This window comes from Microcystis sp. M53598_WE2 (assembly GCF_030067735.1).
Classification (GTDB): Bacteria; Cyanobacteriota; Cyanobacteriia; order Cyanobacteriales; family Microcystaceae; genus Microcystis; species Microcystis aeruginosa.
In genome coordinates this window covers 1-10,493 of the sequence record NZ_JASJFE010001101.1, presented here as the reverse complement: position 1 = coordinate 10,493, position 10,493 = coordinate 1, and the positions used below count along the sequence as shown (strand labels likewise).

The 10,493-nt window shown below is 44.3% G+C and carries 13 protein-coding genes; 10 read left to right on the top strand and 3 right to left on the bottom strand.

The genetic code is table 11. From position 1 onward, the window contains the following. Window positions 1-66: 66 nt before the first annotated feature. A complete protein-coding gene (locus tag PX636_RS22500) occupies window positions 67-942 on the top strand; it encodes a Tab2/Atab2 family RNA-binding protein (RefSeq protein ID WP_288119016.1) in 876 nt (291 codons plus the stop codon). Window positions 943-986: 44 nt separating this feature from the next. Here PX636_RS22500 and PX636_RS22495 read toward each other — a convergent pair whose 3' ends face one another. Beyond that, complete coding sequence (locus tag PX636_RS22495; RefSeq protein WP_288119013.1) at window positions 987-2,456, bottom strand: carotenoid oxygenase family protein; 1,470 nt, start codon at window positions 2,454-2,456, stop codon at window positions 987-989. 113 nt (window positions 2,457-2,569) lie between these two features. Next, the gene (locus PX636_RS22490) at window positions 2,570-4,741 is read right to left on the bottom strand and encodes a glutamine synthetase III family protein (protein WP_288119011.1); all 2,172 of its coding nucleotides are present in this window, start codon (window positions 4,739-4,741) and stop codon (window positions 2,570-2,572) included. A gap of 413 nt (window positions 4,742-5,154) precedes the next feature. Here PX636_RS22490 and PX636_RS22485 point away from each other — a divergent pair, with 413 nt between their 5' ends. From PX636_RS22485 to PX636_RS22450, 8 genes are all read left to right on the top strand, one after another. Further along, on the top strand, window positions 5,155-5,862 hold the full coding sequence (locus PX636_RS22485; protein ID WP_288119009.1) for a proprotein convertase P-domain-containing protein: 708 nt from the start codon (window positions 5,155-5,157) through the stop codon (window positions 5,860-5,862). Between the two features lie 144 nt (window positions 5,863-6,006). Beyond that, on the top strand, window positions 6,007-6,219 hold the full coding sequence (locus PX636_RS22480) for a type II toxin-antitoxin system HicB family antitoxin (protein ID WP_008199545.1): 213 nt from the start codon (window positions 6,007-6,009) through the stop codon (window positions 6,217-6,219). Continuing rightward, window positions 6,216-6,440: a type II toxin-antitoxin system HicA family toxin gene (locus tag PX636_RS22475; RefSeq protein WP_002766803.1), complete on the top strand. Its 225-nt coding sequence runs from the start codon at window positions 6,216-6,218 to the stop codon at window positions 6,438-6,440. The genes PX636_RS22480 and PX636_RS22475 overlap by 4 nt, the downstream gene beginning before the upstream one ends. Before the next feature lie 77 nt (window positions 6,441-6,517). Further along, window positions 6,518-6,790: a hypothetical protein gene (locus PX636_RS22470; protein ID WP_002773681.1), complete on the top strand. Its 273-nt coding sequence runs from the start codon at window positions 6,518-6,520 to the stop codon at window positions 6,788-6,790. A gap of 363 nt (window positions 6,791-7,153) precedes the next feature. Then, entirely contained in the window at window positions 7,154-7,399 is a 246-nt protein-coding gene (locus PX636_RS22465) for a type II toxin-antitoxin system HicB family antitoxin (RefSeq protein WP_288119006.1), read from the top strand. Next, window positions 7,399-7,620, top strand: a complete 222-nt coding sequence (locus PX636_RS22460; protein WP_288119004.1) for a type II toxin-antitoxin system HicA family toxin — start codon at window positions 7,399-7,401, stop codon at window positions 7,618-7,620. Before PX636_RS22465 ends, PX636_RS22460 begins: the two co-directional genes overlap by 1 nt. A 175-nt stretch (window positions 7,621-7,795) precedes the next feature. Then, the gene (locus PX636_RS22455; RefSeq protein WP_004163282.1) at window positions 7,796-8,080 is read left to right on the top strand and encodes a type II toxin-antitoxin system RelB/DinJ family antitoxin; all 285 of its coding nucleotides are present in this window, start codon (window positions 7,796-7,798) and stop codon (window positions 8,078-8,080) included. After that, a complete protein-coding gene (locus PX636_RS22450) occupies window positions 8,074-8,349 on the top strand; it encodes a type II toxin-antitoxin system YafQ family toxin (RefSeq protein ID WP_004163283.1) in 276 nt (91 codons plus the stop codon). Before PX636_RS22455 ends, PX636_RS22450 begins: the two co-directional genes overlap by 7 nt. A gap of 58 nt (window positions 8,350-8,407) precedes the next feature. On the opposite strand, the gene PX636_RS22445 is transcribed toward PX636_RS22450, so the two are convergent. Next, window positions 8,408-9,847, bottom strand: coding sequence for a folate/biopterin family MFS transporter (locus tag PX636_RS22445; protein ID WP_288119002.1), 1,440 nt, complete (start codon window positions 9,845-9,847; stop codon window positions 8,408-8,410). 402 nt (window positions 9,848-10,249) lie between these two features. On the opposite strand from PX636_RS22445, the gene PX636_RS22440 reads away from it, so the two are divergent. Then, window positions 10,250-10,493: hypothetical protein (locus tag PX636_RS22440; protein ID WP_288119000.1), on the top strand; the 244-nt coding region annotated here is incomplete at its 3' end.

Here is a 10,493-nt window from a genome sequence, read left to right as displayed (position 1 = left end):
TTAAAACTCAAATCTGATAACTGATAACTGATAACTGATAACTGATAACTGATAACTGAAAAAAATATGACTATTTGGGAACTTGATTTTTATTCGCGGCCGGTGGTGGATGAAAATAATAAAAAAAGATGGGAATTATTAATCTGTGAAACTCCGGCAACAATCGATCGCTCCTCCGATACAATATTTAAATATGCCAGTTATTGTCCTAATACGATGGTTAATTCCCAATGGTTAGGAGAGGCAGTTACTGCAGCTATCAAGGAAGCGGGGGTAACTCCCAAAAAAATTCGCTTTTTCCGTCGTCAGATGAATAACATGATTAGCAAAGCTTGCGAGGATATCGGTATTCCCGCTTCCCCTAGTCGTCGCACTCATGCTTTAACTAGATGGATAGAAGAAAGAATGGTTAATTTCTACCCCCAAGAAGTTGGTTATGATCAAAATTTAACTAAAACCGCTTCCGTTAATTATCCCCCTTTAAATGCTGTTCCCCTTCCCGATGCTGTCCGGGGAGATAAGGCAGATAAATGGGCTTTTGTTACGCTAGAATTGTCTTCTTTTAATGATTTAAAAGATTGGGATATTAGCTTCGGAGAAAATTTGCCTATACTGGGAATGGGGTTAGATGAGAATCTAAAAATCCCCGGTTTAGTTATTTTTTCCCCCCGCGCTTTACCATTAGCTGGTTGGATGTCAGGGTTAGAAATGGCCTATTTAAAGTTAGAAACTGGTTCTCGTCCTCTGCTACGTTTAGAAACGGGTGCTAGTGATAGCTGGATTCTCGTCAACGTCACTAATGCCGAGACTTTAAACGAAGCCAAAAACTTTGAAGAAGCTAAACAAAAAGCGAATAATCTGCATTTTTTAGCCATTCAATCTAACCCTGAATCGGAATCCTTCGCTGGTTTTTGGCTACTACAAGAAGGCTCTCAAGAGTAAAGTTTAGCAAAGGTGGGTTTTCAATCCACCCCTAGGGAATTAAATTAAAAACATTGTCTAGTCCAGCTACCGTGTAACCCGTAGGGAATATGGTGTTTAAGATGGATAACTGCTAGGGAATTAGTGATATCTTTAGCATCTAAGATTACCCCATTCGATCGATGATTGGCCGCATCGTAAGTAACTACCAATAACCAACCATCATCTTCAGCGATTCCATCGGGTTTAGGCACAAAAATTGGCTCACCAGCGAATCCCCGGGGAGCAAAAGAATGTAATTGTTTTTCTCCCGTTAATAAGTCCAGTTTTAAGATTGCTTGCAAAGGAGCATTACCAGTGGCATGATGAGCGGCAGCGATGTATAAATAACGGTAATCTCGACCAACTTTTGCAGGATTAATGCTGGGAAACTCACAACAATGCTCTAGAATACATTCTCTTGTAACGGTATTTTCTGATAAATTTAGTGTAAATCGCCACAGATGTCCGGGAGCTAAACTATCAAAATCTACCGATTGAAAATTGCTATTTGAATCCAGTTGTGGTAAGGATTGATAACAAATAGAATCGATATAAATTTTCTCCCCTTGTTCAAAAGCATTGCTATGATGGAAGACAAAACCTGATGGAGTTTCTAAAACTTTCACTTCTCCTTTGTTAGGATCCCGGGGGATAATAATAATCTTAGTTAACTTGTCCGGTTGATTGATGACGCATTCCCCCGCACCTTTTAACCCAAAAAGAAAGGGAAAAGGATTATAACCAACCGGGTTTTGGAAAAAGATAGCGTAGTGGGGAGTAATAACAAAATCGTGGATAAAACAAAAGCCCGGTATGCTGTGGGTATGACGACGTAATAACTTACCCGTGGGACTAATTTCGTAGAGAGTAATTGAACTAGACAAACCCGTTTTAATGGCAAAATTTACCAGACATGGTTGATGATTATCGAAGATACAAGCGGGATCGATGCGAGGATGAGCGGCAAAAGAATCGCCTTTTTCTAAGATACCATCGAGATAGTCTAAACCAATAGTATCAAGGGTTTTAGCATCGAGGCGATGGGGTTCGGCCGCTTCCCAAAGTGCCAGTAATTTATTACCCCAGTAGATAACATTAGTATTAGCAATATTTTTCAGACGCAAATCAAAAGCATTGCCGAAAATTCCCCCCGGTTTTTTCGTGCCGAAAACACCGCGATAAAGGGGTTTTCCCGCTTTCTGTTCCTGGAGATAACCCTCGGTTTTAACAAAACGATTACGATAATGTACGCGCCCATGGTTGAAGCTAATCGCGCTGATCATACCATCCCCATCGAAGGGATGAGCGATCGCAGTGCCAGCGATATCGAGTAAACCAGGGCCGTTTTTAAAGACTGTACCCTGTAAATCGGGGGGAATTTGCCCCTCGATGTCTTCTACCTCGTAATCGTACTCGTTAGGTTGGGATTGATAGCCTTTTTGCCAATCCTGACGATTATAGGATTTTTCGCCAATTGTCGGAGTTAATACCATAGTAGTTTTACGTTTGTATTTACTTTTCTTAACATAACTTAAAACTACCAGAGCTAAAAAGAAGGGGGTGGCGAATCATTTTTCCAGCTATTCACCCCCTCCTTGCCGTCATGTTATTTAACAAACAACATTTCTTGATAGGTAGGTAGCGGCCAGAAATTGTCGGCCACTTCCCCTTCCAGTGTGTCAGCATATTCGCGCACCTTATCCATCAAGGGACGGATCGTTTGAGCGGAATACTGCATATGTTCCTCGATCGAGTCAAAATCGTCTTTAGCCATGGCCTCACTCAGTTTGCTAACGCCATCCATCAGTAATTTAATTAAATTCGAGACGGTTTGGGCCCTTTCCTTATCCATCTCGATGCCGATCGCCGCCGCATTAGCGATCGCCAAAGACAATTCCGACAAGTAGCGAACGGCAGCGGGATAAATAATCGTTTTAGCCATACTTACCACCAGTTTCGCCTCCACCTCGATGGCCAGTAAATACTGTTCTGCATAGACATCGAAACGACTTTCCAGTTCAACGGGGGTAAGCACACCCATGCGGGCAAACAGTTCTTCGATATAATCAGCCTTCAGCACGGGTAAAGCATCGGCAGTGGTGCGGAGATTGGCTAAACCGCGCTCTTCTACCGCCATTTTGTGCCATTCTGGGGAATATCCGTTACCTCCGAAGATCACATTTCTGTGTTTGTCCATGATCTCCTTGAGAACACCCTCGGCAGCAGTCTTGAGGTCTTCCCCTGCTTTCATCCGACTTTCTAAGTTATCCGCCACCCAAGTCAGGGAATCCGCTAGAATCGTGTTCATCGCCACCAGCGGCCCGGAAACTGACTGATTAGAACCCACAGCGCGGAATTCAAAGCGATTGCCCGTAAAAGCAAAAGGAGAGGTACGATTGCGATCGCCAGGATCCTTGGGGAATACCGGCAGGGTATCGACACCGAGATCCATCAACCCCGGGGCATCAGAACCCTCAATTTGTCCTTGGCTAATTTGGTCGAATACCTTTTCTAACTGGCTGCCCAAATATACCGAAATAATGGCGGGAGGAGCTTCATTTGCCCCCAAACGGTGATCATTGCTGGCGGTAGCCACCACTGCGCGTAAAAGCGCCCCGTACTTGTGAACGCCACGAATAACCGCCCCACAGAATAACAAAAACTGCATATTAGCGTGGGGAGTATCGCCCGGATCTAACAAATTGCCCTGGGTAGCGTTGCCGACGGACCAGTTAACGTGTTTTCCCGAACCATTAATTCCCGCAAAGGGTTTTTCGTGCAGTAGGCAAACAAAACCGTGTTTTTTAGCCGTACTTTTCAGCAAGGTCATAATTAACTGCTGATGGTCACTGGCCACGTTAGCAGCCTCGAAAAAGGGGGCAATCTCGAACTGTCCGGGGGCGACTTCATTATGGCGGGTTTTGGCCGGAATGCCGAGGCGATACATTCTTTCCTCCACTTCCTGCATAAACACCTGAACCCGTTCGGGAATCGCGCCAAAATAATGATCGTCGAACTGTTGACCCTTGGCGGCGGGTTTACCAAATAGGGTGCGACCGGTGAGCAGTAAATCGGGGCGACTATGGGCAAAATGAGCATCTACGAGGAAATATTCCTGTTCAGCGCCGCAGCTGGAGTTAACGGGGGCGACTTCCGTATGTCCTAATAGTTTAAGCACCCTGGTGGCGGCTTTACTCATCGATGAAATCGAGCGTAAAAGCGGCGTTTTTTTGTCGAGGGCCTCTCCTGTCCAAGAGATGAAAACCGTGGGGATACACAGGGTGACACCATTATCCGTCTCCATGACGTAGGCGGGACTGGTGACATCCCAAGCGGTGTAACCCCGCGCTTCAAAGGTGGAGCGAAGTCCGCCGTTAGGAAAGGAAGACCCGTCCGGTTCTCCCTGTACTAAGACTTTGCCCGTAAATTCCGTGATCACCGAACCGTCGCTCTGCACGGAGATAAAACCATCGTGTTTTTCGGCGGTGGCGTTAGTCATCGGATAGAAGACGTGAGCATAGTACAGCGCCCCTTTGGACGTGGCCCAATCTTTCATCGCTGCCGCTACCGCACTGGCGATGGAAACGTCTAATTTTCCCCCGGTTAAAATCGTGTTTTTGACCGATTTGAATACGTCTTTCGGAAGACTGGCCTGCATTTTGCTCAGGGTAAAGACATCGGTTGCCCAGAGGGCCTCTAAACGCTGAGGAATTTTGCTAGGTAGGGGTTTACGATCCGTTACTTGAGAGATAGCTTGAACACGCGTTCCATAACTCATAAGTATTTTTCCTATTGTGTTGTGTCGTGGATAAAGGGTTACTTTACTTAGGCGATGACAAGTTTCCTACTAACTTTGATGTTGAAGTCCGGTCAGAGGCTATTCTCCGCTTAATAATTTTGATCCCACGGCACAAGCTTCTCTGCGGTTTTTATCTGCTTGCGCCTGCCTCTTTCCCGATCAATTGGCAACACCAGCCTTAATCTTAAGAACAGATGATCGAGATATTTGTATCAAACATTACAAATATCCTAAACCCGATCTTCCCCAAGCGATCGCACTGAGAAAACGGGTTTCTTTGAGAAACCCGTTTTCTGGAGTATAGATAAAAATCTATAGAATCGATAAAAAAGTGATATTTGACAAAATCGGGGGGGGGGTAAGGTTTACACAGGATTTTTTCAAAATTGCTCATGAATACTACAACTACCTTTAAATCTATCTCTCTCTCTGGTGTTGTCCTCGCCGGCACAGTTAGCGCGATCGCTGTACTGGCCGCCCTCCCCGCCAGCGCCGTCAGCTTTACTGGAACTGGTACTGGTTTCAGCATCCCTGACAACAACGCCACAGGTGCTTCCAGCACTATTACCGTTCCCACCGGTTCCAACTTCCTGATCACCGACATCACCGTCACCCTCAATAACCTGACCCACAGCTGGAGCGGTGATTTGATCGCCAATCTCACCTACGTCCCAACCAACACGACAGTCACTCTGTTCAACCAGATTGGTCATGTTGTTGGTGGGAGCATTAGTGACGGCAGCAACTTCAACGGCAACTACAGCTTCAATGATGCCTTTACCGGCAACATCTGGTCCGTAGCGGCTGGACTGAATAATGAACAAAACATCCCCTCCGGTAACTACTTCCCCACCGGTGCGAACAGTGGCACTCTCGTTCCCATACTGACTTCCTTGGGTGGATCCCAGACCGCCGGCGACTGGCGGCTGACCATTTCCGATAATGCAGGAGATGATACTGGCAGTCTTGGCAGTTGGACGCTGGAGCTGCAGGGAACTCCTCTTGCTCCCGTTTCTGTTCCCGAATCAAATTCTGTCTTAGGTTTGCTGGCCCTAGGCTTACTGGGAACGGCAGCGGCATTTAAGCGCCATTTGGACTGAGAAAAGGGGTTTCTTTGAGAAGAAAACGGGTTTCTTTGAGCAACCCGTTTTCTGGAATAAGAGGCGATCGCTAGGGATTGCTAACTCGTGCTAAACTGGATTCAAATAATTAACTTCCAATCAATTCAAAGCAAGGACAAACCCATGAAATATCGCGTCTTAATTGAGCAAGATGAAGATGGCATTTATGTGGCTGAAGTTCCCTCCCTACCCGGCTGTATTTCTCAAGGCAATACCCGGTTCGAGTTACTCGCCAACATTCAGGAAGCAATTGCTTTATATCTAGAAAGCCTAGAAGCGCACAATGAACCGATTCCACCACCAATTTCTGAGGAACTGGTAGAGGTTAAATTATGAGTGAACTTCCTTCTATCGCTGGTCGCCAAGTGGTTAAAGCACTAGGCAAGATTGGCTACGAATTAGATCGGCAGCGAGGAAGTCATATCATACTCAGACAAAAATCCTATCCCTATCGACGCATCACCATCCCTGACCATCGAGAAGTGGCTAAGGGAACACTGAGATCTATCATTCGTCAAGCGGGATTGACAGTGGCAGAGTTTAAAACTCTCCTTTAGCTTGATTTGCCAGAGTCGAAACAACCGCTCATAAATCGCCAATTCAAAAATAGACTATTAAACAATGTAAACGCTATATGAGTCAATCTGCTACTGCAATCAATACTAAACTAATTGATTCCCTTGCTCAAATTATCCTTTCCTTAACTGACGAAGAACAACAGCTTCTGCTACAAAAAATTCAGCATCCAGCCTTATCTGATGTCGATTTTCATCAAGGTTTTCCCTTTGATGTTCAAATTCCTAATACAGAAACGCTCGCCGCCATTGAAGAAGTAGAAAAACATCCTGAGCGTCTTAAGCGTTATACTAGCGTTGGGCAGATGTTCGAGGATTGGAACAGTGATTAAGACAACCCAAGTGCCGATTCCTGCCTTGATGCGTAGTGTCGAAGAAATTAAACTTGAATGGAGTTAAATATGGATTTTGTTCCTCAGCTTCCCCGGGATTCTGATCAACTTAAGCAAACTTTGGCAAAAGCACACCGCAATTGTCAAGAGATGGAATTAGTTGGATTACAATGAGAAGAAGCGATTAGTCGCTTAGAAGCGGAAAATCGTCAAAGACGAAGACAACAGCTAGAAAACCTAGAAAACGGGTTTCTTTGAGAAACCCGTTTTCTGGAGAAACAGGGCAAAATTATCGCCAAGTTCAAAACAACTGATCATCAAATCGACAATCTTCGAGACAATAACTGAGCTTTATTCCTGTCAATGATGCTAACAAAATATCTAAAACAAGCAATGGAACTGGCAACCTATGAAGTTCTAGAAGACGGTACTTTTTATGGAGAAATTCCGGGATTTGAGGGAGTATATGCTAATGAAACAACCCTCGAAGCTACTAAGGAACAGTTACAGGAAGTTTTGGAAGGCTGGGTTATTTTAGGACTGCGCTTACAGCATCAGTTACCGATTGTTGAAGGTATCAATCTAACCCCTCAACAAAAAATCGCCTGATGCCACCTTTTGCCCCCATCAAAAGGAAAGAGTTAATTCGCCAGTTGAGAAAGCTGGTATTTTCTGGTCCTCTGGTAGGAGGAAATCATCAATATATGGTGCAGGGAAAATTAAAAATCTGGATTCCTAATCCACACCAAGGAGATATCAGTAAAAGCTTGCTGGCTAAAATTTTACAACAAGCAAATATTAGTAAAGAAGAATGGGAAAAATTACGTTAAACAATTCTGTCTTGGAAAAGTTAAAAACTGTTCTCAATTAAGCAAGATGAATGCCAGAGAAAACGGGTTTCTTTGAGAAAACCTTTTTCTGGAATAAGAGGCGATCGCTAGGGATTGCTAACTCGCGCTAGACTAGATTAAAATAATTAATTAACTCCCAATCATTTGTTTAATCATGAGTCAAGCTGCTGCTGCAATCAATACTAAACTAATTGATTCCCTTGCTCAAATTATCCTTTCCTTAACTGACGAAGAACAACAGCTTCTCCTACAAAAAATTCAGCATCCAGCCTTATCTGATGTCGATTGTCATCAAGGTTTTCCCTTTGATGTTCAAATTCCTAATACAGAAACGCTCGCCGCCATTGAAGAAGTAGAAAAACATCCTGAGCGTCTTAAGCGTTATAGTAGCGTCGGGCAGATGTTCGAGGATTGGAACAAGGATACAGGGGAATGTTAATCCCACAGGAAAGCACCCGCTTTCGACGCGATTTGAGGCAGATGAAAAAACGGGGTAAAGACTTGGAAAAGCTAAAAACTGTAGTGGAACTCCTGGTGCAAGAACAAATACTACCAGAGCGATACCGAGATCATAATCTCGTTGGAGATTGGTCCGGTTATCGTGAGTGCCATATCGAGCCAGATTGGTTGTTACTCTACAAGATTGAGCGAGATGAGGAAAGCTTAACACTCGTTCGGACTGGGACTCATTCGGATCTGTTTAAATAGTCTTCTTAACCATTCCCTTAGAAAACGGGTTTCTCAAAGAAACCCGTTTTCTGGACTGTCAATCTCTTGTGTCGATTAATTCGGGGACAAGTTCGGGAATAAAACCTGGTTCGGCTAAAGAACCAGTAACATGATGTTCAAAGACTTCTGCGGGGGGAAAAGTTTTCTTGACTTCCTGAGATTGGGGATCCGTAGAAGGTAGCCATTTAATTAGGGGTAAAGGTAGGAGAGTAGAGAGATTAGTAATCACCACCAATAACCAAAGGTTATCAAAATTAGTTTCGGTGACTCCCAACCAATGGGTTAATAAAGCGCCGATTTCTTGGGAAACTAATCCCGACATATTCCAGATGGACATTAATAAAGCGAATAGAGATGCTTCAATGCCCACGGGACAAAGACGCGCTGATAAAATTAAGACGGGTAAAAAGGCAATTTGTCCCATGACGGTGAGGATGAGACTATCCCCCAAACTAAACCAATGATCGTCAATACCGAGCGCTCGATTAGTATGGGTAACTAAGAGTAGGGTAGTCATCCCTAAAAGCGCAGAAATCACCGTACTCCAACCCAAAATTAGACGGAAGGAAATCGCTTTTAAAAACCTTTGATATACCCAGATGCCCAGGATCGAGGCTAAACTGGTGACTAAGCGCACTCGTCCTAAAAATTCCGGTTCAAATCCTAACTCGTTGGTGGTGAAGTAGAAAAAGGCAGAATCGGCGCTAGGAGTAGCCTGCCAGAGGAAAATAAAGGCAGTGGGTAATAAAATTGATTTTTGTCTAATTGCTGACCATAATTGCCCGATTTGCTCCTTGACTTTCGGCGTTGATTGTGCATCATCATCATTATTCTTGACTTTTTCCTCTGTAATTAAAAACGCCATGGCTGAGGCAATCAGGGGAAAAATAGCCGTGAGAGCGAAGACAGGACGAGTGCCGAGGTGTGCTAGTAACCAACCACCCAGATAAGCCGTAATTAAGCCGCCTAACGCCGATATTCCCCAAGTTAAGGACTGTAGAGAACCGGATTGAGTGAAGGACTCTTTGCGCGCTCTTTCTACTACCAAAGAATCGACGATGACATCGCTAATGGTGACAGAAAGGGAACCAAGCAGGATCGCGGCCATCGCTTGCCAAGCATTCTCCACCACAGTGGCTAGGGCCAACCAAGCTAAAACCCCGAGAATTCCCGATAAAATTAGGTAAGGCCGACGACGATAGCCAAAAATAGGCAAACCATCCGAAAGAAAGCCAAAAGCTGGTTTAATCACCCAAGGAATCGCCGCCACTCCGATTAATGCCCCCATCTGGGAGGGACTCAAGGCCAAATCGTCTTTTAAAAAAAAGCTAACCGCTAATCGGGAGAGTCCGAGAATGCCCTGTACGAAATAAACCCCTAAAATGCCAATTAATTCGGGATTAGGGTCATTTCCGAACAAGATAGTCTCTTTAAGGAATTTTTTCCCGCGATCGATGCCAAGGCGATTAATAAGCATGAAGTTTCATAAATATTTGTTACTGTCTCTATAATAATGATTGAGCGCTCGATCGGTGCGTTAGCTGTTAGGGTTTAACTGTTGAGCTTTAGGTTCTGGCGGTTGGGTATTGGGTTTTAGGGTTTTAGTGGAATTTCCCTGCTCCCCACTTCCCTATTCCCAATCGGCATAACAGGCTCCTTGTCATTTTATCAAGAAAGTTTTTTGCGATCGCTCTGTTAATATACAGAAAGATTTTTAAAAAAGTGTATATTTGGTGTGATATAGGGAAGGTTTATTTATAATGTCTATTTAGCTGGCTCTGGGTGGAGGTCTTGCACTCGTAACTGAGAGTAATTCTTTAACAATTTTCCTGGTCGAGCTAGAATAGAGACAACTGGACAGTAACCCAACTGTTTTATTATGTTGCGAGATGCTCGTATAGCGGCTTTGTATGCGGAGACGAATGAACGTAAAATACTGCGTCCTTTTTCACGCGATCCTGATTATGTCGTACTTCTTTATAGCTTAGAGATACGACACCGTGCTGTTCAATTAATCAAAGAATTTCTTGCGAGTGAAGGCTATTCAGGACGTATGGATCGCTGGAGTGTCACTTGTGCGGGAGCTTTTCTTACCCAATTAGCTCTTTCAGTTGATTGTCTTC